The sequence below is a fragment of the Paenibacillus sp. FSL R5-0887 genome (genome assembly GCF_038002305.1).
Classification (GTDB): Bacteria; Bacillota; Bacilli; order Paenibacillales; family Paenibacillaceae; genus Paenibacillus_AQ; species Paenibacillus_AQ odorifer.
Window position 1 is genome coordinate 2,062,190 of the sequence record NZ_JBBOCE010000002.1, and the last position, 23,572, is coordinate 2,085,761.

Here is a 23,572-nt window from a genome sequence, read left to right on the forward strand (position 1 = left end):
TACTCAGCCCCTTAATTTCTATAAGCCGTACACCCAGCATTACCTCACATTGATAAGACAGATAATTTCTGAGAAATTAGTACTTTATAGGATTCTATTGGCTAATTATAGTACGGATAAATGGAAGACACTAGTGCAGTGAAAACTATTCTTTCAAAATATTTATTTTATTTTTTGAAGCATCGGTCATTCTAAAAGCAACAAAAAGAGCAAGAACTTCTGTAATAGAAGCCCTTGCTCTTTTTTGAATTCAACCTATTCTAAGTCAGTGTCTTCGTCCTCAGTCAGGATCTCAGGCTGATCAATATCGCCAGATTCCTCGACTGTATCTTGCCCATCCAGGCCTTCTTGCCCTTCCAAGCCTTCCAGACCTTCCACTTCCTCAGATTCATCCTCTTCGTTCTTGTCAGCTCTACACAGGGTAGCTACTGCGTCATCCTCACGGATGTTAATCAGCTTAACCCCTTGAGCATAACGGCCCATAGTAGAAATTCCATCCATGCTGGTACGAATCAGGGTACCGCTAGTCGTAATAATCATTAAGTCTTCATCCTTCTTAACGACCTTAAGACCCACTACAGGACCATTCTTATCGGTGAGATTAATGGTCTTGATCCCTTTACCGCCACGAGTCTGGGAACGATAATCACCGGCTGGTGTCCGTTTACCATAGCCCTTGGTAGTAACAATCAGAACCTCAAGCTCCTTATCGACACAGTCCATACCAATGACATGGTCATTTCCGTCAAGCGTAATGCCCTTAACGCCAGTCGCGCTACGTCCCATAGAACGCACATCATTCTCTGAGAACGTGATCGACATTCCGCGAGCTGTACCGATAATGAGATTTTGCTGTCCATCAGTCAGCTTAACCTCGATTAGGGAATCTTCTTCACGAAGATTAATAGCAATAAGACCGCCTTTACGGATGTTGTTATAATCCCCAAGAGGCGTCTTCTTCACGATACCCTCGCGGGTAGCAAAGAATAAATATTTGTCGCTATCGCCATCTTCCACTTGGATTACCGCACTAATCTTCTCACCTTGTTCGATTTGAATCAGGTTGATGATTGGCGTCCCCCGGGCTGTACGGCCCAATTCTGGGATCTCATAAGCTTTAATCCGGTAAACTTTACCCTTATCGGTAAAGAACATCAGATAGTTATGAGAGTTACTCACGAAGAGATGCTCCACGAAATCCTGGTCCTTGGTGTCCATCCCCATGACTCCGCGACCTCCGCGCTTCTGACTGCGGTAGGTGCTGACAGGTAGACGTTTGATATATCCTGTATGTGTAATAGTGATAACAACCTCTTCACGTGGAATAAGGTCTTCATCCAGGATACTTTCTTCACCAACCGTAATCTCTGTCCGGCGTTCATCAGAATATCTATCGCGGATATCCTGCAGCTCGTTGCTGATGATTTCCAGTACAAGATGCTCGTTAGCCAGAATTTCACGGTACTCTGCAATTTTAACGATCAATTCGTTATATTCATTCTCGATCTTTTCCCGTTCCAGACCGGTCAGACGTTGCATCCGCATATCGAGGATAGCCTGAGCCTGCTCTAAACTGAGGCTAAAGGTGCTCATTAATCCTTCGCGGGCTATATCAGTTGTCCGTGAAGCACGGATTAACGCAATCACTTCGTCCAGATGATCAAGCGCAATGCGCAGACCTTCTAAAATATGAGCGCGTGCTTCAGCTTTTTTAAGATCAAATATAGTACGACGACGAATAACTTCAATCTGGTGCTGCAAATAATGATAAAGTACATCACGCAGATTAAGAATTTTCGGCTCGTTATTTACGATGGCAAGCATGTTGATCCCAAATGTGGATTGCATAGAAGTATGTTTATATAGATTGTTTAATACTACATTTGGATTAACATCGCGTCTCATCTCAACAACTACACGCATACCGTTACGGTCAGACTCATCTCGAAGATCCGTTATACCTTCGATCCGTTTCTCACGTACTAATTCTGCGATTTTTTCAACCAATCTTGCTTTGTTAACCTGGTATGGAAGCTCATGCACAATGATGCGAGCCTTGCCGTTGTTCTCTTCGATCGTTGCCTTCGCACGCATGGTTACTGAACCACGCCCCGTACGATAAGCCTGACGAATGCCCTCACGACCCAAAATATATCCAGCCGTAGGGAAATCCGGACCTTGGATAAACTCCATCAATTCCATTGGCGTGATATCAGGATTCTTAATCATCGCCTGCACACCATCGATAACTTCACCAAGGTTATGCGGTGGAATATTAGTAGCCATACCTACAGCAATACCAGATACCCCATTTACGAGCAGATTCGGATAACGGGCTGGCAATACAACCGGCTCATTCTCTTCACCATCATAGTTGGGTGCGAAGTCAACTGTCTCTTTGTTCAAATCACGAAGCATTTCGCCTGCAATCTTGGAGAGACGGGCTTCTGTGTACCGCATCGCCGCGGCCATATCACCATCAATCGAACCAAAGTTCCCGTGACCGTCTACAAGCATATAGCGCATCGAGAAATCCTGAGCCATCCGTACCATTGTTTCATAGACAGCTGAGTCACCGTGAGGGTGGTACTTACCGATAACCTCACCGACGATTCTTGCAGATTTCTTATGAGGCTTATCCGCAGACATTCCAAGCTCCGACATCGCAAACAAAATGCGTCGGTGAACCGGCTTGAGTCCGTCCCGCACATCTGGCAAAGCCCGGCTAACAATGATGCTCATTGCGTAATCCATAAAGGATTCACGCATTTCCACGCCAATGTCCCGATCTTTGACTTGTGGGTTATTTTGTTCAGCCATGAGTTGCTGGACCTCCTTCAGTTAAAAAACCGCTACCCTTAATTATATTACTTTCACAAAAGTAGCACAATTAAACATGATAGCCTTTTATCTTCTAATATTGATTTCTTTTTGCGCTTATCAGGGTATTTGCCCTTTCCGCAAATATCTTTACTACATAGACTGTAAAGACAAGAAACACGGTTTTATTATCCTAATATCGTTCGATAAGGCATAACCCCATATCCTTATATTATACCATTGTTTAGGTAGCTTGTCCTGATTTTCAGCTGTCAAAGATTATGCTGCCACTGCATTTTTTACAACAAGGAACCCAAAGGACCTATTCCTGCACAAAACTCATAAGGAGGAAGATAATGAAGATTCAACGCGTCCCAAGCAAATGGGCTAAAACGAAAGTCATCCTTCAAAATCACTCTCTATTGCAATATGTGCCTGATACCCGTAAATTCGATGTCAATGCTCTTAAGGAGATGCTTGCGTTATATACAATGGTCTATATTAAGCCAGATCGAGGAAGTTATGGTATCGGTGTAATGAGAGCTGAGCAGCGTACTGTAACTCTTAGCACTAGCAAACAGAAAGCTGAACACGGTACCGACCTCGATAACGTTAATAAAGAAGAGCCTGAAGAACAGATCTTGTATATTTTAAGATATGGGAAGACTGCGGAAGTGTTTTTCTCACCAGAAGAGCTGTATGAGAACTTACAGAAACGAATTCAGAATCGAACCTATTTGATTCAAAAAGGGATTGACCTTCTGCGTCATCAAGACCGCCCTTTTGATCTTCGGGTTCTTACCCAAAAGACTCCATCAGGAGTATGGGAAACAACAGGAATGCTTGGAAGAGTAGCTGCCCCTCAAAAAATCGTCACCAATTATCACAGTGGAGGCAGTATCCTTTCCGTAAGTACTCTGCTAAAAAATTATATGCCGCCCTCTGAAGTCCTAGTTACGACCAATCACTTAAAAGCTTTGGGTATACAAATCGCGACACAGCTTCAATCTGCCTATCCAGGAATCAAAGAGATTGGTCTGGATATTGCCATGGATCAACATCTGGATATGTGGCTGCTGGAAGTCAACACTCTTCCGTCCATTGCTGTATTCAAATTATTTCCTGATAAATCAATCTATCGTAAAATACATCGCTATGCCGTAGCCTATGGACGTGTAAAAGCAAGAAAATCCCCTTATTCGACACGCAATAAACAATCTACAAGAGCCTAAAAAGAAGCTTGAAATCAAAGAACCTCCAGCGTTCTCATTCCGTTAGGAATAGAAGCCGGAGGTTGTATTAAATATTGTTTTTACACATCAAGGTATCTAACGTTCTTGGCATGCTCATGGATAAAGTCACGTCTTGGTTCAACATTGTCACCCATAAGTGTATCAAAAATACTATCTGCCAGCATCGCATCTTCAATCGTAACCTGGAGCATCATACGGGTCTCAGGGTCCATCGTTGTGTCCCAAAGTTGGGTTGCATTCATCTCTCCCAAACCTTTGTAACGTTGGACGTTAACCTTAGCATTTTCTCCAAAAGAAGCGATAATATCATCGCGTTCCTTCTCGCTGCCTGCGTAGCGGATAACCTTATTGCGCTCAATCTTAAAGAGAGGAGGCTGTGCAATATAGATATAACCCGCGTCTACTAGCTTCCGCATGTAACGATAGAAGAACGTTAATAATAGCGTTCTAATATGGGCTCCATCGACGTCGGCATCGGTCATAATAACGACTTTATGGTAGCGAGCCTTCGATAAGTCAAAGTCATCGCTGATCCCTGTGCCCAAAGCCGTAATGATGGCGCGGATCTCCGCGTTAGATAAAATACGGTCAAGGCGAGCTTTTTCAACGTTTAGGATCTTACCACGCAACGGTAGAATCGCTTGGAAATGGCGATCCCGTCCTTGCTTAGCCGATCCACCCGCTGAGTCACCTTCGACGATGTATAGTTCGCTGATCGAGGCATCCTTGGATGAACAGTCGGCGAGTTTACCAGGCAGAGCACTGACTTCAAGCGCACTCTTCCGACGGGTTAACTCACGTGCCTTACGAGCAGCTTCTCGCGCGCGTGAAGCGGAAAGTGATTTCTCAAGAACGCGACGTGACACTGCTGGGTTTTCTTCCAGGAACTCTTGTAATTTCTCTCCGAACAGTGATTCTACGATACCCCGCACTTCACTATTTCCGAGCTTAGTTTTCGTTTGACCTTCGAATTGTGGATCTGGAATTTTGACAGAAATAATGGCTGTCAATCCTTCACGTACGTCATCACCAGTCAGATTCGAATTGCTATCCTTCAGTACTCCCGCTTTACGAGCATAATCGTTGATGATACGGGTCAGCGCACTTTTAAAGCCGGATTCATGCGTTCCGCCCTCATGCGTATTAATATTATTCGCAAAAGAGTAGATGTTCTCAGTATACGAATCGTTATATTGGAGAGCCACTTCAACTTGGATCATATCGCGTGAGCCTTCCACGTAGATCGGATCCTCATGTAGTGCTTCTTTTTTCTCATTCAAATATTTCACATATTCAACGATACCACCCTCGTATTTGAACACGTTGGTGACATCCGTCCGCTCATCATGAAGTGAAAGCTCGATTCCTTTGTTAAGAAAAGCCAGCTCCCGAATACGAGTAAGCAGTGTCGAATATTCAAAAACTGTGGTTTCCGTAAATATTTCAGGATCCGGATGAAAGGTTGTAGTCGTTCCTGTCTCATCTGAATCGCCAACGATTTTGATATCATACTGCGGTGCACCACGTCTATATTCCTGTTGGTAGATATGACCGTCACGTTTGACCTTAACAAGGACCTTTTCAGACAAGGCATTCACTACAGAGATACCCACACCATGCAAACCACCGGAAACTTTATATCCGCCACCGCCGAATTTACCGCCTGCATGCAGCACGGTCATTACGACTTCAAGCGTCGACTTCTTAAGCTTTACATTCTCACCTACAGGTATGCCACGTCCATTATCGATAACAGTGATCGCGTTATCCTCATGTATAATCACTTGAATCCGGTCACAATAACCTGCGAGTGCCTCATCGATACTATTATCGACGACCTCCCATACCAAGTGATGGAGACCTTTAGAACTAGTCGAACCAATATACATGCCCGGACGTTTCCGAACCGCTTCCAGCCCTTCCAGTACCTGAATCTGGCTCTCATCATATGTCGGTTGATTCATTGACATGCCTTCACCTACTTCTTTCTGATTATCTCTTTGTTACCCAATGCAAGTTATATTTCGAGCAAAATTTTGGCTCTTTTTTTAAGAGTGGAGGAGGAGATGGGGGAGTAATACACGATATTTTTAGTTACGACAATAGATTTTGCTTCCTCTTCGCCAATCCGCTCAAGCTTCTTATCCTGCTCAGAGTGAATAACGAATTGCTTAGATACCTTGGAAGATTTCTCAATCGAAATATCAAATATAGCAATTAACTCCGAAGACCTAATGATCTTCTCCCCGCCCAAATGAATATACATGATCGTCCTCCGCTCTTTTATAACTCAACTTTTCCATCATGAACATGAAATAGGCTGGCGCCCTTTAATTTATCGGCATTCAGACCCTCAATTCCGGTAGCGGTAATGAATGTCTGTACCTTGCTTTGAAAGGTTTCAATAAGCTGGGTCTGGCGGTAAGGATCAAGCTCGGATAAAACATCATCAAGAAGCAGCACAGGATATTCTCCGATTTCCTCATGGATCAGCTCGATTTCCGCCAGCTTAAGCGATAAAGCCGTGGTACGCTGCTGTCCTTGAGAACCGTAGACCTGAGCTTCCCTTCCGTTGATAAAAAAGGACAGGTCATCCCGATGGGGACCCGTCAGCGTCATGCCGCGCCTGATTTCTTGTTCTCTCGTTTGTGATAACTTTAACATAAAATTGTCTAATAAGACAGCTTCATCTTCCTCATCCCGATCGCCGAAAGAGGGGACATAGAGCAATTTCAGTTCTTCTCCGCCGTTCGTAATCCCCCGGTGAATGCTTTCAGCCCATATTTGCAGCTTCTTTATGAATTGTTTCCTTTTTTTGACGATTTTAACACCATGCTCTACAAGTTGAGCATCCCAGATTTCCAGAAGCTCTTTCCCTGCAGCCTCTTTTCCCCATAATTGCTTTAAGAGATTACCTCTTTGCAAGAGAATTTTTTGATACTGCTGTAGGTGAAATAGATAACTAGGCTGGACTTGGCCGATCTCCATATCAAGAAAACGCCGTCTGATACCAGGGGTCCCTTTTACAATCTCTAAATCTTCCGGTGCAAACATGACCACATTCAGAGATCCAACAAACTCACTAAGGCGCCGCTGCTCCAAACCATTGATCTTGGCTTTTTTACCTTTGGCAGATAGGGTGAGCTCCAGCTTGAGATCGCCATACTTGCGTTCCACCTCGGCAACGATCTGAGCTGCATCTCCGGGGGCATCGAAGGAGATAAGTTCGCGGTCCTTAGAGGTGCGGTGGCTTTTGGTCATCGCCAGGACGAACAATGCCTCCATGAGGTTTGTTTTGCCTTGGGCGTTCTGACCCAGAATCAGATTCACATCGCCCAGGCTCTCCAGACGCAGCAGCCCGTAATTCCGATAATGCTGCAGACCGATATTTTTAACAAACACGAAATGGTTCCTCCCCTAGCGTACTACTCTTTTACTCCTCCGCCTTCAACCTCAAAGGTACCGTTATCCTGCACTTCGATTTTGTCACCCGGATAAAGTTTTCTGCCGCGCCGTTCCTCTACCTCTCCGTTGACCAATACGTGACCTTCCTGCAATAAAGCTTTGGCCATTCCACCTGTGGATACACAATCTGCGAGTTTCAGAAATTGGTCCAGCTTAATGTATCCACTGTGGATAAGTATTTTTTTCATGGTTTTTATCCTTTCAGCCACTTATCCACATGTTCATGAATGTTGGCATTAATTTGTTGTACGGTAAGGCAAAATGATATACAAGCTATTGGTTTGGTCAAGTGGTTTCAAAATGATCGGACTCATCATCCCTGTAAATGCAATAACGAGCTGCTCACTCTCTATGACCTTTAATACATCAAGCATATATTTCGAGTTGAAAGATATTTTGAGAGGTTCACCTTTGAAATCAATGACTTCAAGTTCCTCGCGAACCTTACCCAGCTCTGATGAGCTTGAAGAAATTTCAATACCGCCTTGATCAAGCGTCTGCATACGAACAATATTTGTTTTTTCTTCCCGGGACAGCAAATAAGCACGATCAATCGATTCGCTTAATTTTTTTGTATCTAAAGTTAGTTCTGTTTTGTAGGTTGTTGGAATAATTCTAGAAGTATCAGGATAAATCCCATCTAGGATCCGTGAATAAAACAGTACTTTGTCGATTTTGAAGAGAACTTGATTATCCGCAACGACAATATCAACCAGCATATTTTGGTCAGGGATAATTTTGCTGAGCTCATTAAGGGTTTTACCGGCAATAACAATATTTCCGAAATTGACATTTTCCGTGCCTTCAAGTTTAGCAGCTCTTGTTGCCAAGCGGTGACGGTCAGTCGCTGTAAACTTAAACTCATTGTCGCTCAGATTCCATAGTATACCCGTTAATATCGGAGTTGTCTCTTGGGTAGAAATAGAAAAGGCTGTTTGTTTAATCATATTTTTCAGCAAATCACCTGGTAGAGAGATCGTGTCATTCTCTTCAATGCTCGGTAACACTGGGAATTCTTCAGGGTCTAAACCTACCATCTGAATCTCAGTGGATCCGGAAGAAATGTACGTTTGGAATCCTTCTTTTACTTCCATGTGGATTTCTTTGGAGGGCAGCTTCTTAATAATCTCGACGAAAAATTTAGCGGGAAGGACAACACTTCCTGGCTGATCTATCTTCACGATGGTGTGGCTGTCATTCTCTGCTGGAATAAACGATTGAATAGAAATATCGGTATCACTTGCAGTTAATGTGACGCCTTGATGGCTAACTTCCAGTTTAATACCGGTCAAAATAGGGATTGTTGTTCTGCTGGATATAGCTTTGGATACGTGTTGAATGGATTCGTTAAGCTCATTTTTAAGAATGCTTATTTTCATGATTTCACTCCTAGCTGAAAAATTGGGAATTTCGATGGATTTGAGTTTGTTAATTACGCGTCTTTACATGATGAATTATTATAGTTATTTAATAGTATTAGTAGTAGGGGCGACGAATATGTGGATAACCCCACCAAACAGCATAAAATTAAGCCTACCCACATGTGTATAGATTGTGTATAGGCTCTTTGTTCCTCTTAGGAAGGATTTTTAATTTTCTCCGCAAGATTATTTACCACTTTGTACAACTCCTGATCGACCTTTAATGCCTGTGTAATTTTATCGTGCGCATGAATTACGGTCGTATGGTCACGTCCTCCGAAAGCCTCACCAATCTTAGGCAGCGAATAATCCGTTAGTTCACGGGATAGATACATTGCGATTTGACGTGGAAACGCTACGGCTTTGGTTCTTTTGCGTGCTTTGAAGTCTTCAAGGCGCAAATTGTAGTATTCTCCGACTTTTTGCTGAATATCAGCGATGGTGATCATCTTGGGACGACTGGAAGGAATAATATCCTTGAGCGCTTCAGCTGCCAAATGAGTGGTTACATCCTGGTTGGTAAGCGAAGAATAAGCAACTACCCGGATTAATGCACCCTCAAGCTCACGAATATTGGTGTCAATCTGGTTGGCAATATACATCATGGCCTCATTAGGGATATCAAGGTTCTCTGCCTTAGCCTTTTTGCGTAAAATCGCAATCCGGGTCTCCAGATCTGGTGGTTGAATATCCGTAATCAAGCCCCATTCGAACCGGGAACGCAGCCGTTCTTCCAGTGTGGGAATTTCCTTTGGTGGTCGGTCGCTGGAGATGATAATTTGCTTGCGTTCTTCGTGGAGCGCATTGAAAGTATGGAAAAACTCCTCCTGTGTAGACTCTTTTCCAGCGAGGAATTGAATGTCGTCGATAAGCAAAATGTCAACATTACGATACTTGTTACGGAAGCTTTCACCGCGGTTATCACGGATCGAATTGATAAATTCATTCGTGAATTTCTCAGACGAGATGTAAATTACCTTGTTATTTGGGTTATGTTCCAGGACATAGTGCCCAATTGCGTGCATCAAATGGGTTTTGCCCAGACCTACACCACCGTATAAAAACAAGGGATTGTATGCTTTGGCTGGTGCTTCGGCCACTGCCAGTGAGGCTGCATGCGCAAAGCGGTTCCCAGAGCCGATTACAAAGGTGTCAAAAGTGTACTTTGGATTGAGCAGATGCGTTTGTGCTTCTTCTCTTGATACTACGGGAGTCGGAGCGGATTGTTGAACCACAAGCTCAGGCGGCTTGCTTTCTTCAATCACGAATTTTACATCCACTTGTTTCCCTGTGACTTCGTAGACGGTTGCTCCTACCAGTTTGGTGTAACGACTTTCCAGCCATTCTACTGCAAACGTTGTAGGTGCCGAGATAATGAGAACCTGGGAGTTGAAGGTTATCGCTTTAGTAGCCTTAAACCAGGTATCAAAGCTCGGCTTGCTTAATTTGGTTTGAATAATCGATAAAATTTGCTGCCATAATTCGGAAGTATGGCTGTCCACAGACTGTCACTCCTTTAAATCTTCCAAATGTGGCATCAGCCATGAAGTGGAAATGTCGAAGAAAATAGGTTGGTGCTGATATTTATCCCCAGTAGGCAATATGAAGAGACAAAAAAATATGGATAAATTTGATTTGTTCACAACTTTATCCACAGCTTGTTGATAATTAAGAGAACAAACAAATCTATTCACATTCAAAAGTAATACCATCATAGCAAAACGTCCCTTGTTTTTCAATGAGCAGGGCTATTTTATCCACAAATTCAAGCACTTGTGTACAATTATTAGGAACACCACTACATATTGTTGATAATTTGTTTACGGTTCGACACTTTACGCCAAAGGTTCGATAATTTTATACACAGGTTGTGCTCAACTGTGAGTAGTCGACTTTATTTTTTGATCACAGGTGGATAACTGTCATATCTTGTGGATTACTTTTTTCCTGGGGAGAGTTGTGGATAAACACCTGAGCTTGAGGGGGAGGAACAAGCCGGTTACTAGGTTGACTTTTGCTCATAAAATATGTTTAAATATATAAAGGTGTTTTCTGTAAGGATATGTCTCGATATATAAAAATGATAATTCTTGTAGATACTGTCCCTACTATAAGGACGGCTTAGTCCGTTTCTGCTTATATGACAGTAATTAAGTTCCTGTAAGGGAGGTGCAATTATGAGACCGACATTTAGACCAAATGTGAGCAAACGTAGTAAGGTTCACGGTTTCCGTAAAAGAATGAGCACGAAAAACGGCCGTAAAGTGCTGGCAGCTCGCCGCTTGAAAGGCAGAAAAGTTTTGAGTGCGTAAGTTAGGCCACTAAGGGACCACTGCGGTGGTCTTTTTTTACTGCTTTTTATTATTATTGCTCTGCAAAAGTCTAGGATCTCGCTTAATGCGCTAGCTACACTTTGCGGGGCTATTTAACGTATATTGAGAAATATTTTGTGAGAAGTTGAAATTATTTTTCCTACTATATATAGAAGCTTAATTTCAGCACAGCAAATGTAGTCGTTTATGGCTGCTTGCAAATGCCTATACTATTAGAAGAAAAAATTCGGAGGGACACTTAAACCGGATTTTTATGAAGGAGATTCCCGTGCACAAAAAGTTACGTTTACGAAACCGTGCCGACTTCAGTCGTGTATACCGCCATGGGAAGTCATTTGCGAATCATCAATTTGTAGTGTATTGGTTTGGCAAAAAAGAGGTAGAGCGATTTAGAGTAGGTGTGTCTGTTAGCAAAAAGGTCGGAAACGCGGTTGTCCGTAACCGTATGAGAAGATTAGTTAAGGAAATCGTCCGTCACCATGAACCTGAGATTGCAGGTGGCTTAGACATGGTGTTTATCGTAAGAAAAGGAGCGCTTTCCATGGAGTATGCAGAGCTCGAAAAAAGTGTGCTGCATGTGCTTCGTAAAGCCAAGCTACTCAAGGCTTCCCGCAAATAAAGGGTGCTTAAGAGGCTTGTTTATTTGTATTCATAATTATGGTATGATTTACGGTGGAATGGAATGTTTAAGAGAGGGGTTTTGAAGTGTCTCTAATGAAGACTAGACGAGGAAAATGGTTTCTCCTCATCACGGTAATGGTGTTGTCGTTAGCTGTTCTGTCGGGATGCGCTCCGTCGACTGCTGTCACGCACACTACGGAGGATTTGAAGAATGGAGGCTTCTGGCAAAGTAATGTAGTGTATTATTTCGCCATTGCCTTGGACAAGTTTGCAGATTGGTTTAACGGAGAATATGGTTTAGCCGTACTTGTGATGGTTATTATTGTCCGCACGTTGATTCTTCCGCTTACTATTAAACAGGTGAAGAGCTCGCGTGCAATGCAAGCCATTCAACCGGAACTCCAAAAGATCCAGAAAAAATATAAAGACACACCTGAAAAGGTGCAGCAAGAAACAATGCGTTTGTTCCAAGAAAATAAGGTTAACCCAATGGCGGGTTGTTTACCGCTGATCGTACAAATGCCTATCTTTATCGCTCTCTACAACTCGATCTACTATAATCCACATCTACGGGAGCATACCTTCTTGTGGCTGGAGCTAGGTAAACCGGATCATCTGTTTATCTTGCCAGTGCTAGCAGCATTAACAACATTTATTCAAACTAGAATGATGACCAAAATGAACCCAGTGCAACAACAAGGGCCAATGCAGTTCATGATGATGATCTATCCAGTTCTGATCTTCGTGATGTCGTACAATTTCCCTGCAGCCTTGCCACTATACTGGGTGTACAGTAACCTTTACACTATTATTCAGAACTACTTCTTATACCGCAACAACGATAAACACAAATTGGCAATCGCAAGTGCTGTAAAAAGTACAGATGACTCCAGTCCTGCTCCGAAGAGCAAAGGCGGCAACAAGTCATCGAAGGGAGCCAAAAAGTCAAAATGAGCAAAGTCGTCGCAACAGGGAAAACCATTGAAGAAGCTGTAGAACGGGGACTAACCCAGCTTGGAGTTCAAAAGGACCGGGTAACGGTCAACGTACTTGAGCAGCCATCAAGAGGATTCCTGGGATTGATCGGTGCGAAAGGTGCCAAGGTTGAACTAACCTTGATAGCCGAAGCCGCACCGGCATCAGCGGCGAGTGCTCCGTCACTGCCTCAACAGTCAGCAAGAGAGAGCAAACAGGAGGCCATCGGCGGTGTGCCACGCCAAGATTCCGGACAACCGGTGGAGGAAGCTTACCAAGAAGCCGTTCATTTCATTGTGGATGTCGCTAAGAGCATGGGGCTCGAAGTGGAGGTAGAAATCGTCCACACCAAGGAATCCACGATTCTGCAAATTTCCGGTCCAGATTTGGGACTGTTAATTGGCAGAAGAGGACAAACTCTCGATGCTCTACAGTATTTGGCTAATATTGTAGCTAACCGTTATTCCGACAGTTTTATACGGCTTGTGTTAGATGCAGAGAACTTCCGTGAGCGCCGTAAAAAAACGCTTGAAGAGCTGGCTGATCGTTTAGCCGGACGTGTAATTCGCACTCGTAAAGAGGTTGTATTGGAGCCAATGTCTCCTCAGGAGCGCAAGATTATCCACTCCAGGTTACAGGATCACCGGCAAGTGAGTACCCTCAGTAAAGGCGAAGAGCCAAATCGCCGCGTCGTTATAACCTTGAAGTAAAGACTATATGGATGCAATGACTCCTTGACCAATGTAAGGGGTCATTGTTTTTTTAAAAATAAAAGAACGTTTCTATTCAAAAAATATAAGTTTTGGGGTGAAAAACAGCATGCTTAGTGACACCATTGCTGCCGTATCGACGGCATTAGGCGAGGGAGGAATTGCTATTATTCGGGTAAGTGGCCCACAGGCTATTTCCCAAGTGGCACCATTATTTCGTAGCCGAGTTCCATTAACTGAAGCGGAATCGCATACCGTTCATTACGGACATATCGTCAGTCCTGATAACGGAGAGAAGATGGAAGAAGTGTTGGTAACCGTTATGAAAGGACCACGTTCTTTTACGACAGAGGATGTAGTAGAGATCAGTGCTCATGGCGGTGTAATTTCTGTAAGAAGAGTGATGGATTTACTTCTGCAGCAGGAGATAAGGTTAGCCGAGCCGGGGGAGTTCACCAAGCGTGCTTTCTTGGGCGGACGTATCGATTTATCGCAGGCTGAGGCTGTTATTGATCTGATTCGCTCTAAGTCTGACCGGGCTTTTTCTGTAGCTTTAAAACAGGTTAGCGGATCCTTATCGGATCGAATTCATGCTTTACGCCATACACTTATTGAGATGCTGGCTCATATTGAAGTGAATATAGATTATCCAGAACATGATGTAGAATCCATGACAGCTGAATTTATTAAAGATAAAAGCAGTGAGGTTATGGAGGGAATAACAAAGCTGCTTAAGACATCTAATGAAGGAAAAATACTTCGTGAAGGGATTACGACAGCTATTGTCGGACGTCCGAACGTTGGTAAATCATCATTGCTAAACGCATTAGCGCGTGATAACAAAGCGATTGTAACAGATATTCCAGGAACAACACGTGATGTAATAGAAGAATTTATAACGATAAATAATATACCGCTTAAGCTGCTCGATACAGCGGGAATTCGTGAAACGATGGATGTTGTTGAGAAAATTGGGGTGGAGCGCTCCAAAGCGGCAGTTAGTGACGCCGACCTGATTCTACTTGTGCTGAATGCTAATGAAGAGCTGCATGAGGATGAATTGGCATTGATGGAACAAATCCACGGTAGACAGTGCCTAGTAATCATGAATAAAATGGACTTACCGCCCAAACTGGATAAGGATAAGTTGCTCTCATTTTTTGAAGAGTCTAACATTGTACCGATGTCCGTTCTGGAAGAGGAAGGTCTAGACAAACTTGAAGATGCCATTTCGACACTCTTTTTTGGTGGAAAGCTGGAATCGGGTGACTTGACATATGTGAGTAATGTGAGACATATAGCCCTGCTCAAAAAAGCCTATAAATCACTTCAAGATGCATACGATGCTGCAGAACAGTATATACCGATTGATATGATTCAAATCGATGTACGGCTCGCATGGGAACAGCTTGGGGAAATAATTGGCGATACTGCAGCTGACTCTTTGTTAGACCAAATATTCTCACAATTTTGTTTAGGAAAATAAGATTCACGATTTAATATAATTTCAAGGGGGAAACAGGACATGAGTTATGATGGAGGCAACTATGACGTTATCGTCATTGGCGCTGGTCATGCTGGCTGTGAAGCAGCACTGGCTGCAGCCCGGATGGGTTGCAGTACGTTAATGATCACAATTAACCTGGATATGGTTGCATTCATGCCCTGCAATCCGTCCATAGGCGGACCTGCCAAAGGACATGTAGTGCGTGAAATTGATGCGCTTGGCGGAGAAATGGGCCGCAATATAGATAAGACATTCATTCAACTGCGTATGCTGAATACAGGTAAAGGACCAGCTGTACATGCTTTACGTGCACAAGCTGATAAATTCCTTTATCAACATACAATGAAGGAAACTATGGAGAAAACGCCTAATTTGACACTTCGTCAAGGGATGGTTGAGCGTTTAATCGTTGAGGATGGACGTTGTGTAGGTGTAGTTACGAAGACCGGAACCGAATACCATAGTAAGACTGTTATCCTGACAACAGGTACTTACCTGCGTGGTAAAGTGATTATGGGTGAGCTAACATATGAAAGTGGACCTAACAATCAACAGCCATCCGTGAAGCTTTCTGAGAACTTACGGGAGCTTGGGTTTGAATTGGTTCGTTTTAAAACAGGTACTCCACCACGTGTACATCGTGATACGATCGATTTCTCTAAGACAGAAATTCAACCAGGGGACGATGAACCGAAATTCTTTTCGTTCGAAACGAAATCATCCGATAACGAACAGCTTCCTTGTTGGTTAACGTATACCTCTGAGGTTACTCATCAGATTATTAATGATAACCTTCATCGTGCGCCGATGTTCACAGGTATTATCGAAGGAACTGGCCCACGTTATTGCCCTTCTATAGAAGATAAGGTCGTAAGATTCAGTGATAAATCTAAGCATCAGATCTTTTTAGAGCCAGAGGGAAAAAATACATCGGAATACTATGTACAAGGTCTGTCCACTAGTCTTCCTGAGGATGTACAGCTAGCTATCTTACGTTCCATTCCTGGTATGGAAAAGGTAGAGATGATGCGTAACGGCTATGCTATTGAATATGATGCAATGGTTCCTACACAGCTATGGCCATCTCTTGAAACCAAACGTCTTCCAGGTCTGTTCACTGCTGGACAAATCAATGGCACTTCCGGTTATGAGGAAGCAGCAGGCCAAGGGGTTATGGCTGGAATTAATGCAGCACGCAAAGTGCAAGACAAAGAACCCGTAATCCTAGATCGTTCACAGGGATACATTGGTGTACTCATTGATGATCTCGTGACTAAGGGAACGAATGAACCTTACCGTCTGCTTACTTCACGTGCAGAATATCGTTTGTTGCTTCGCCATGACAATGCAGATCTAAGACTTACACCTATCGGTTATGACATTGGTTTGATCACACAGGAGCGTTTCGATAACTTCACAGATAAGAAAGAACGGGTGGAGCGTGAAATTGTTCGTCTGCAAGAAACAAAGGTTAAACCTGTTGATGTAAACCAAGTACTAGCGCAATATGAATCGGCACCTATTGTAGATGGCAGTAATTTGCTTGTTCTGATGCGGCGCCCAGAGCTTGTATATAGTTTTGTTGATCAAGTATCACCATCACCAGAGATGCTGGATGCAGAAATGAAGGAGCAAGTAGAAATCCAAATTAAATATGCCGGATATATAGAAAAACAACTTCAACATGTGGAGCGCCTGCAAAAGATGGAGAAGAAAAAAATTCCAGATGACATTAATTATAATGAAATCCATGGATTAGCGATGGAAGCGCGGCAGAAGCTGACTAAGATTCACCCGATCTCTATCGGGCAGGCTTCTCGGATTGCGGGAGTTACACCTGCTGATATTTCCATTCTTCTTGTATATCTTGAGCATTACAACCGGGTAACCGCGGCGAAAGGATAAGCTATGGATAATACGGAAGTTCAATTCACACAACTATTACAGGAACGAGGCATATCCCTTACAGCAGAACAGTTAGCACAATTTGATCTGTATTATAAGGAACTCGTAACCTGGAATGAAAAAATGAATCTCACGGGTATAACTGAGCGAGAGCAGGTATATACGAAGCATTTCTATGATTCTATTTCATTAGCTTTTTTCCTTGATATTAACGAGATCACCAATCTCGCAGATATCGGTTCAGGAGCTGGGTTTCCAGGAATCCCACTTAAAATATGTTTTCCTCATTTGAAGCTAACGATTGTTGATTCGCTCAATAAACGAATTTCATTTCTGCAGCATGTAAGTACGACATTGGGATTAACTGATGTACAATTGATCCATGGGCGGGCAGAGGATGTCGCGCGCAAGTTCACTCATCGTGATGCCTATGATTTGGTTACAGCACGTGCGGTAGCAAGACTGTCTTTATTGAATGAATTTTGTCTTCCCTTCACACGCAAAGATGGGGTGTTCGCTGCAATGAAGGGCAGCGATCCCTCAGAGGAATTAAGCGAAGCTAAGTACAGCTTAAAAGAGCTTCGTGCTGAACTCAGCAAAGTGGAGTCGTTCAGCTTACCAGTGGAGGAGTCGGATCGACATATTGTTATGATCCGGAAGACAGGAGCAACACCAGCTAAATACCCAAGAAAAGCGGGAATTCCTGCCAAAATGCCATTGATAAAATAATGTTTCACGTGAAACATTGCCGATACTCAAAGTTCCTTTAGGAGCATTCTCTTTGAACAAAGGGAATGCTCTTTTTTTATGAAGATGATGATAACAAAAATCGATAAATATCAAATTAGATAAAAATTAGATTTATAAGCTGATTTGGTTGTTGCACCTGTAAAAATGCAGGAAAAATAGGTCTTTACGGAGAATATGATTATGTGGAGAAAAGTGATAGAATAGCATAGTAGACTTTAATTTTGTATATAACTCCTTCTCTGTACTCTTGTTCGAAAGAAGGAGAGATTATGATGCCTGTTCATTACAGGTAATTCCATAATATCAGAATGTTTTAGATTGCTGTACGATATGCTTTCCGTGAAGAAGGTCAAGAAGATCGTACTATAACGAAATTAGGTGGTTATGAACGGAATGAAAGAACAATTTACCAAGCTATTTGGGTTTAACGAGCGGAGCAGCGGAGAAGAAATTAAACAAATACCAGTTCATGAGGTCGTTAGCAGTCCTTACCAACCACGGACTATATTCGATGATGACAAAATTGATGAGTTATGTCAGACAATTAAAACTCATGGTGTCATTCAGCCTATTGTTGTACGTATGCGAGATTCCATATATGAGATCATCGCAGGTGAACGGCGCTGGCGGGCAGTTAAAAAGCTTGGTTTAGAGACGATCCCTGCTATTGTCCGTGAGTTCAATGATTCTCAGGCTGCATCTATTGCGCTCATAGAAAATCTACAGCGTGAAGGTTTGACCTCCATAGAAGAAGCTGTCGCTTATCAGAAGTTAATTGATCTTCATCAATTAACACAAGAAAGCTTAGCACAACGCTTAGGCAAGAGTCAGTCGACTATTGCGAATAAGATTCGTTTACTCCACTTACCTGAAGAGGTTAAGACAGCGTTGATGGAACGTCAGATTTCCGAAAGACATGCGCGTTCACTCTTATCACTGGATAGTGTGGAAATGCAATTAAAAGTTTTGGCAGAGATTATTGCAAAAGGATTAAATGTTAAACAGACGGAAGCTCGTATTGCTTTCTATAAACAAGTTTCGCAAACTAAAAAGTCAAAACGGGTCTCCTATACCAAGGATGTTCGTCTAGCTCTTAATACAATTCGTCAATCTATTGATATGGTGTCAGGCTCAGGTATGGAAATCAAAACGTCAGAAAATGACCGTGGTGACCATTACGAGATTGTGATCCAGATCCCCAAAAGATAAATTGTTTCAAAAGCTGAAGGCGGCCTTAAAGTGATTGGCCGCCTTTTGTGTGACTTAAACCAGGATGTATTGCTCAGTCCTGCATTTTAGAGTTTTAGCTCATATAAAGTAACATAGTTTGGCCGTTTGTACTTGCGATCTACGAGAAGATTCTTCCTAACTATTCGAGGTGAAATTAGTGTCCAAGATTATTGCCATAGCAAATCAAAAAGGCGGTGTCGGTAAAACAACATCCTCTGTGAACCTAGGTGCCGGTATGGCTACATTAGGAAAAAGAGTGCTTCTAGTTGATATCGATCCTCAAGGTAACACTACCAGCGGCGTTGGCATCAACAAGGCGGACGTAGCGAATTGTATATATGACATTCTCATTAATGAAGTAAATCCTCTAGAAACGATACTTGAAACTCAAAATGAAGGACTGCACATCATCCCGGCGACCATTCAATTAGCAGGGGCGGAGATCGAATTAGTATCAACGATTTCCAGAGAGTTGAAATTGAAAAAAGCCCTAAATGCGGTTAAAAATAATTATGACTACATCATCATTGATTGTCCTCCATCCCTTGGGATTTTGACGATCAATTCCCTTACAGCTGCTGATTCGGTAATCATTCCGATTCAATGTGAATATTATGCGCTCGAAGGGTTGAGTCAGCTTTTAAACACCGTGCGTCTAGTACAAAAAAATCTTAATCCGCATTTAAAAATAGAGGGAGTACTATTAACCATGTTGGATGCCCGTACGAATCTAGGGATCCAAGTCATCGAAGAGGTTAAAAAGTATTTTCAGGAAAAAGTTTACAGAACTATCATTCCTCGGAATGTCCGCTTAAGTGAGGCACCGTCTCATGGACAATCCATTATTACTTATGATCCTCGCTCAAAGGGAGCAGAAGTGTATTTAGAGTTGGCAAAGGAAGTGATTTCTTATGAGTAAACGTTTAGGAAAAGGTCTGGATGCTCTGATTCCTTCTTTATCTATTAATGAAGATGATAAGGTAGTAGAAATCCCATTAGCTCAATTACGGGCTAACCCTTATCAACCACGCAAGGATTTCAATGAAGAAGCAATCCAGGAATTGGCTGAGTCCATCAGACAACATGGCGTGATTCAACCGATCATTGTACGGAGTGTTTTGAAGGGGTATGAAATCATTGCCGGTGAACGCAGATTCCGGGCATCGCAATATTGTGGTAAACCTACGATTCCAGCAGTCGTAAGAAATCTAAGTGATCAACAGGTCATGGAGATCGCCCTGATTGAGAACTTGCAACGTGAAAATTTAAATGCAATGGAAATCGCAGTTGCTTATCAAGGTTTGATGGATCAATTTTCACTCACACAAGAAGAGCTATCACTTAAAGTTGGAAAGTCCAGATCACACATCGCTAACTTCCTAAGATTGCTTACTTTACCGGAAGAAGTAAAAGAATATGTTTCACGTGGAACAATGTCTATGGGACATGCACGAGCTATTGTTGCCCTGAAAGATCCGGAAGTTATTAAACAATTGGCTGAACAATGCGTGGAACAGCAATGGAGCGTAAGAGAGCTTGAAGAAACAGTGAAAAATCTGGATCGAAAGCCAACGAACGGTACAAAGATTAAAGTTGTTAAACGTGATCCCTATATTGATAATGTAGAGGAAGTATTACGTGAACGGTTTAAAACAACGGTTAAGATAAAACAAGGTAAGGAAAAAGGGAAGATTGAACTGAATTACTACAGTGCGCAGGACTTAGAAAGATTGTTAGAATTATTGGGTAACTAAATGGGTATCTATGCCAAGAACATATCCTGAGCTATCCGTAATCGGATGAGTAGGGGTATGTTTTTTCAAAATATAAGGATGTATAAAGTGCAGCTGAATATTATCCTTATATTTTCTACAGATAAGGTTATTATCAATAAAGGGCGACAACGTTGTTTCTTCTTAATGAAAAAGAGTATGAGACGAGGAGCGGGGTTATGGAAGACTTCGTATATTTGGATCATGCGGCTACGTCCTGGCCTAAACCTCCAGAGGTGGCAGCTGCGATGATGAATGCTTTGCAGTCGGGAGCAAATGCTGGCAGAGGAAATTATTCGTTGGCCATGGGAAGCGGACGGGTGTTGGTGAGAGCCCGGAGTTTGCTGGCGGAGTTGTTTGGGGTTTCTAATGCACAAGACATAGCGTTTACCCAAAACACTACGATGGCATTAAATATGGCGATTAGAGGTACGCTCAAAGCAGGGGATCATGTAATCTCTACAATGACTGAACACAATTCTGTGCGGAGACCTTTGGAATATTTACGTAAGTCACTAGGGATAAGTGTTGATTATCTGAAGGTGGATCGAGCGGGTCAATTGGATTTGAACGAATTGGGCAAAACGTTTCGACCAAACACTAAAATGGTAATTTGTAATCATAGCTCCAACTTATTAGGTAGTATACTTCCCATTGGTGAAATCGGGGATCTAGCTAAAGCAAAGGGTGCTATATTTCTAGTGGATGCTGCTCAAAGTGCAGGCTCGCTTGATATTGATGTGAAAAAGATGAATATTGACTTATTAGCTTTTCCTGGGCATAAAGGATTGCTTGGACCACAAGGGACTGGTGGGCTATATATATCACCTGAATTGGATCTCGAGCCCTTAGTGCATGGAGGGACAGGCAGTCAATCTGAGAATAGTGAACAACCCTCTGTTCGCCCAGATCGGTATGAAGCGGGAACGCAAAATGCGGTAGGAATTGCTGGTTTACTAGCCGGTGTTCAAAAGGTAAAATCGATAGGGACAAACGTTATCCACGGAAGAGAGTGGAAGCTGATTCAACTACTGATGGAGGGCTTGTCCCATATTCCAAACATTAAACTGTTAGGGCCCACATTAGGGGCTCCGAGAACTGGAATTGTGTCGTTTGTAGTGGATGGGGAAGAATCGGCGAATATAGCCCACCGTCTAGATCGTGAGTATAAAATAGCTGTCAGAGCGGGTATGCATTGTACCCCACTGGCACATAAGGCTGTTGATACACTAGAAAGTGGTGCTGTTCGGGCGAGTGTAGGCGTAGATACAACAGAGCATAATATAAGCAGAATGCTAGCTGCTATGGATGAGTTATATGGCTGATGCCCGCAGCAGATAAATAAAAAGGATGGTCCATTCATGTCTGAAATGAATCAATTAATTAATGAACAGTTGCAGTGGTTTGTGTTTGGTTTCGTAGTAATTATGCTAGTATTGATAGTGACTGTAATCGCCCAGGGAGCTAAGCTGCGGACTATACGGCGCAAATATGAGGCCATGATGGCAGGAAGCGGTGTGGAGGATCTGGAAGGCCTTCTGGTTGATCTGAAGAACCAAAGCGACATGCTGGAAGAAGAACAACGTGAGCAAAAAGCGTTGATAGAAGCTACCCAAGTCAAAATCCGCGGCATGAAGTCAAATATCGCTCTGAAGCGTTATAATGCCTTCGGTGAACGTGGTAATGATTTGAGCTTCTCGGTGGCTATTCTGGATGACAATAGCAGTGGCATTGTATTAACCAGCCTTCATAATCGTGAGAACTCATATATTTACTCCAAGCCTATGCAAAATGGGGAATCACAATATGCCTTATCGCCTGAAGAAAAAGAAGTTATAACTCTCGCGTTGCAGCAGAAGTAGCATGCAGGTTCCATTGTTTTAGAGCAGAATATAGACTTGTAGCGATAATATCAGATAATCGCATGACTAGACTTAGCCGTGTATTCTGCAATACGAAATACTCCATAAAGCCGCCGACATTAACGATTCCAGTCAAATGGATATCTCCAACCGGCGGCAATTGTTTATTTACGCCAGCCCCTGGTCTGAGGGGACCTTCAACGACTTGGATGCAGCCAACACTAGTAGAGTGACCTAAGCAGGCATCTATTCCGATGACAAACGGGTTATTATATTTTTCATTAATTAGAGACAAAGTCTCTTCAAGATTGACGGCATGAACCGGTTCTTCAAGGGTACCGTATAAATGAAACAATGGACTATGAAAACGGGATAATGCAGTACCAACAAGAGGACCGAGAGAATCTCCGGTGGAGCGATCAGTGCCTACACAGATGACGATAATTTGAGTCTCTGGACGCGTGCGTGAAAAGTGAAAAAGTAGCCGATGAGTAATTGCGGAATAGATATCGGGATCTGTATGTGATATTTTTAAACAGGACGTTTCTTGCGCTGCTGTAGCCTTGGATGAGGAGTTCATACCATCTTCCTTTCTAAGGGTGATTCTATTTGTTGGTATCTAGTATATGGATAGAAGAGGGGTTTTATACTCCAGCAGCAAGAGATAGGACGATAAACCTATGGAGAGGCTTGACGTATATGCAGGATGAGATGTTAATAGCGTTTGACTCCACCCAGCAGGCGCTTCGTGCTGAAATGCTGCTTGAGTATGCTGAAATAGAAATTGATATATTTCCAACTCCGAAGGAGATCACCGCAGGCTGTGCAATTTCAATTCAGTTTTTTCAAAATGCGCTGGAAGAGGTAAAAAGAATTATAGTTGAGCAAGAAATAGAAATACGCGGCATCTACGGAAAACACAACGAGAACTACATACTGATTTAGGGG

Annotated in this window: 22 protein-coding genes; 14 read left to right on the forward strand and 8 right to left on the reverse strand. The window is 42.8% G+C overall.

The features are described 5' to 3' along the window. Positions 1-255 precede the first annotated feature (255 nt). Positions 256-2,820 carry a DNA gyrase subunit A gene (gyrA, locus tag MKY14_RS26975; RefSeq protein WP_036677722.1) on the reverse strand — a complete coding sequence of 855 codons (2,565 nt, stop codon included), beginning with the start codon at positions 2,818-2,820 and terminating at the stop codon, positions 256-258. Positions 2,821-3,176: 356 nt separating this feature from the next. Between gyrA and MKY14_RS26980 the strand changes: the two genes are divergently transcribed. Continuing rightward, positions 3,177-4,052, forward strand: coding sequence for a YheC/YheD family protein (locus MKY14_RS26980; protein WP_076124332.1), 876 nt, complete (start codon positions 3,177-3,179; stop codon positions 4,050-4,052). An 80-nt stretch (positions 4,053-4,132) separates the two neighbouring features. Here the strand turns inward: MKY14_RS26980 and gyrB are convergent, their stop codons facing one another. The 6 genes from gyrB to dnaA all read right to left on the reverse strand — a co-directional run bounded on the left by gyrB (position 4,133) and on the right by dnaA (position 10,461). Next, positions 4,133-6,043 carry a DNA topoisomerase (ATP-hydrolyzing) subunit B gene (gene gyrB, locus MKY14_RS26985; RefSeq protein ID WP_036677726.1) on the reverse strand — a complete coding sequence of 637 codons (1,911 nt, stop codon included), beginning with the start codon at positions 6,041-6,043 and terminating at the stop codon, positions 4,133-4,135. 47 nt (positions 6,044-6,090) lie between these two features. Next, positions 6,091-6,339: an extracellular matrix regulator RemB gene (gene remB / locus MKY14_RS26990; protein WP_036677731.1), complete on the reverse strand. Its 249-nt coding sequence runs from the start codon at positions 6,337-6,339 to the stop codon at positions 6,091-6,093. A 17-nt stretch (positions 6,340-6,356) separates the two neighbouring features. Beyond that, complete coding sequence (recF, locus tag MKY14_RS26995) at positions 6,357-7,475, reverse strand: DNA replication/repair protein RecF (protein WP_036677733.1); 1,119 nt, start codon at positions 7,473-7,475, stop codon at positions 6,357-6,359. A 23-nt stretch (positions 7,476-7,498) separates the two neighbouring features. Continuing rightward, entirely contained in the window at positions 7,499-7,726 is a 228-nt protein-coding gene (yaaA, locus tag MKY14_RS27000; RefSeq protein WP_036677736.1) for a S4 domain-containing protein YaaA, read from the reverse strand. Positions 7,727-7,774: 48 nt separating this feature from the next. After that, positions 7,775-8,917, reverse strand: a complete 1,143-nt coding sequence (dnaN, locus tag MKY14_RS27005) for a DNA polymerase III subunit beta (protein ID WP_036677739.1) — start codon at positions 8,915-8,917, stop codon at positions 7,775-7,777. Between the two features lie 197 nt (positions 8,918-9,114). Further along, positions 9,115-10,461, reverse strand: coding sequence for a chromosomal replication initiator protein DnaA (gene dnaA, locus MKY14_RS27010; protein WP_036677741.1), 1,347 nt, complete (start codon positions 10,459-10,461; stop codon positions 9,115-9,117). Between the two features lie 675 nt (positions 10,462-11,136). On the opposite strand from dnaA, the gene rpmH reads away from it, so the two are divergent. The 12 genes from rpmH (at position 11,137) to MKY14_RS27070 (ending at position 22,624) form a co-directional block, all read left to right on the forward strand. Next, positions 11,137-11,271 (forward strand): 50S ribosomal protein L34, encoded by a 135-nt coding sequence (rpmH, locus tag MKY14_RS27015; RefSeq protein WP_036677745.1) that lies wholly within the window; start codon positions 11,137-11,139, stop codon positions 11,269-11,271. 289 nt (positions 11,272-11,560) lie between these two features. Then, positions 11,561-11,911, forward strand: a complete 351-nt coding sequence (gene rnpA / locus MKY14_RS27020) for a ribonuclease P protein component (protein WP_036677842.1) — start codon at positions 11,561-11,563, stop codon at positions 11,909-11,911. An 86-nt stretch (positions 11,912-11,997) separates the two neighbouring features. Continuing rightward, positions 11,998-12,867, forward strand: a complete 870-nt coding sequence (locus MKY14_RS27025; protein WP_036677747.1) for a YidC/Oxa1 family membrane protein insertase — start codon at positions 11,998-12,000, stop codon at positions 12,865-12,867. Continuing rightward, entirely contained in the window at positions 12,864-13,598 is a 735-nt protein-coding gene (gene jag / locus MKY14_RS27030) for an RNA-binding cell elongation regulator Jag/EloR (RefSeq protein WP_036677749.1), read from the forward strand. Before MKY14_RS27025 ends, jag begins: the two co-directional genes overlap by 4 nt. Positions 13,599-13,707: 109 nt before the next feature. Beyond that, positions 13,708-15,084 (forward strand): tRNA uridine-5-carboxymethylaminomethyl(34) synthesis GTPase MnmE, encoded by a 1,377-nt coding sequence (gene mnmE / locus MKY14_RS27035; protein WP_076124328.1) that lies wholly within the window; start codon positions 13,708-13,710, stop codon positions 15,082-15,084. Between the two features lie 39 nt (positions 15,085-15,123). Then, a complete protein-coding gene (gene mnmG / locus MKY14_RS27040) occupies positions 15,124-17,010 on the forward strand; it encodes a tRNA uridine-5-carboxymethylaminomethyl(34) synthesis enzyme MnmG (RefSeq protein ID WP_036677754.1) in 1,887 nt (628 codons plus the stop codon). Between the two features lie 3 nt (positions 17,011-17,013). After that, positions 17,014-17,739: a 16S rRNA (guanine(527)-N(7))-methyltransferase RsmG gene (gene rsmG, locus MKY14_RS27045; RefSeq protein ID WP_076218353.1), complete on the forward strand. Its 726-nt coding sequence runs from the start codon at positions 17,014-17,016 to the stop codon at positions 17,737-17,739. A 414-nt stretch (positions 17,740-18,153) separates the two neighbouring features. Continuing rightward, complete coding sequence (gene noc / locus MKY14_RS27050; protein ID WP_036677760.1) at positions 18,154-18,969, forward strand: nucleoid occlusion protein; 816 nt, start codon at positions 18,154-18,156, stop codon at positions 18,967-18,969. Between the two features lie 178 nt (positions 18,970-19,147). Then, positions 19,148-19,909 (forward strand): ParA family protein, encoded by a 762-nt coding sequence (locus tag MKY14_RS27055; protein ID WP_036677762.1) that lies wholly within the window; start codon positions 19,148-19,150, stop codon positions 19,907-19,909. Beyond that, positions 19,902-20,744, forward strand: a complete 843-nt coding sequence (locus MKY14_RS27060; RefSeq protein ID WP_036677764.1) for a ParB/RepB/Spo0J family partition protein — start codon at positions 19,902-19,904, stop codon at positions 20,742-20,744. The genes MKY14_RS27055 and MKY14_RS27060 overlap by 8 nt, the downstream gene beginning before the upstream one ends. Before the next feature lie 197 nt (positions 20,745-20,941). Continuing rightward, positions 20,942-22,087 carry an aminotransferase class V-fold PLP-dependent enzyme gene (locus tag MKY14_RS27065; protein ID WP_340977745.1) on the forward strand — a complete coding sequence of 382 codons (1,146 nt, stop codon included), beginning with the start codon at positions 20,942-20,944 and terminating at the stop codon, positions 22,085-22,087. A gap of 36 nt (positions 22,088-22,123) precedes the next feature. After that, entirely contained in the window at positions 22,124-22,624 is a 501-nt protein-coding gene (locus MKY14_RS27070) for a DUF4446 family protein (protein WP_036677768.1), read from the forward strand. Here the strand turns inward: MKY14_RS27070 and yyaC are convergent. Beyond that, on the reverse strand, positions 22,596-23,204 hold the full coding sequence (gene yyaC / locus MKY14_RS27075; RefSeq protein WP_036677770.1) for a spore protease YyaC: 609 nt from the start codon (positions 23,202-23,204) through the stop codon (positions 22,596-22,598). The genes MKY14_RS27070 and yyaC overlap by 29 nt on opposite strands. A gap of 119 nt (positions 23,205-23,323) precedes the next feature. On the opposite strand from yyaC, the gene MKY14_RS27080 reads away from it, so the two are divergent. Continuing rightward, on the forward strand, positions 23,324-23,569 hold the full coding sequence (locus MKY14_RS27080) for a DUF3343 domain-containing protein (RefSeq protein WP_076124321.1): 246 nt from the start codon (positions 23,324-23,326) through the stop codon (positions 23,567-23,569). Positions 23,570-23,572 lie beyond the last annotated feature (3 nt).

Excerpts from the sequence above, each read along its gene's own strand:
- gyrA (WP_036677722.1), bottom strand. The coding sequence starts at position 2,820 with ATGGCTGAACAAAATAACCCACAAGTCAAAGATCGGGACATTGGCGTG.
- MKY14_RS26980 (WP_076124332.1), top strand. The coding sequence starts at position 3,177 with ATGAAGATTCAACGCGTCCCAAGCAAATGGGCTAAAACGAAAGTCATC.
- gyrB (WP_036677726.1), bottom strand. The coding sequence starts at position 6,043 with ATGTCAATGAATCAACCGACATATGATGAGAGCCAGATTCAGGTACTG.
- remB (WP_036677731.1), bottom strand. The coding sequence starts at position 6,339 with ATGTATATTCATTTGGGCGGGGAGAAGATCATTAGGTCTTCGGAGTTA.
- yaaA (WP_036677736.1), bottom strand. The coding sequence starts at position 7,726 with ATGAAAAAAATACTTATCCACAGTGGATACATTAAGCTGGACCAATTT.
- dnaN (WP_036677739.1), bottom strand. The coding sequence starts at position 8,917 with ATGAAAATAAGCATTCTTAAAAATGAGCTTAACGAATCCATTCAACAC.
- rpmH (WP_036677745.1), top strand. The coding sequence starts at position 11,137 with ATGAGACCGACATTTAGACCAAATGTGAGCAAACGTAGTAAGGTTCAC.
- jag (WP_036677749.1), top strand. The coding sequence starts at position 12,864 with ATGAGCAAAGTCGTCGCAACAGGGAAAACCATTGAAGAAGCTGTAGAA.
- mnmE (WP_076124328.1), top strand. The coding sequence starts at position 13,708 with ATGCTTAGTGACACCATTGCTGCCGTATCGACGGCATTAGGCGAGGGA.
- mnmG (WP_036677754.1), top strand. The coding sequence starts at position 15,124 with ATGAGTTATGATGGAGGCAACTATGACGTTATCGTCATTGGCGCTGGT.
- rsmG (WP_076218353.1), top strand. The coding sequence starts at position 17,014 with ATGGATAATACGGAAGTTCAATTCACACAACTATTACAGGAACGAGGC.
- noc (WP_036677760.1), top strand. The coding sequence starts at position 18,154 with ATGAAAGAACAATTTACCAAGCTATTTGGGTTTAACGAGCGGAGCAGC.
- MKY14_RS27060 (WP_036677764.1), top strand. The coding sequence starts at position 19,902 with ATGAGTAAACGTTTAGGAAAAGGTCTGGATGCTCTGATTCCTTCTTTA.
- MKY14_RS27065 (WP_340977745.1), top strand. The coding sequence starts at position 20,942 with ATGGAAGACTTCGTATATTTGGATCATGCGGCTACGTCCTGGCCTAAA.
- MKY14_RS27070 (WP_036677768.1), top strand. The coding sequence starts at position 22,124 with ATGTCTGAAATGAATCAATTAATTAATGAACAGTTGCAGTGGTTTGTG.
- yyaC (WP_036677770.1), bottom strand. The coding sequence starts at position 23,204 with ATGAACTCCTCATCCAAGGCTACAGCAGCGCAAGAAACGTCCTGTTTA.
- MKY14_RS27080 (WP_076124321.1), top strand. The coding sequence starts at position 23,324 with ATGCAGGATGAGATGTTAATAGCGTTTGACTCCACCCAGCAGGCGCTT.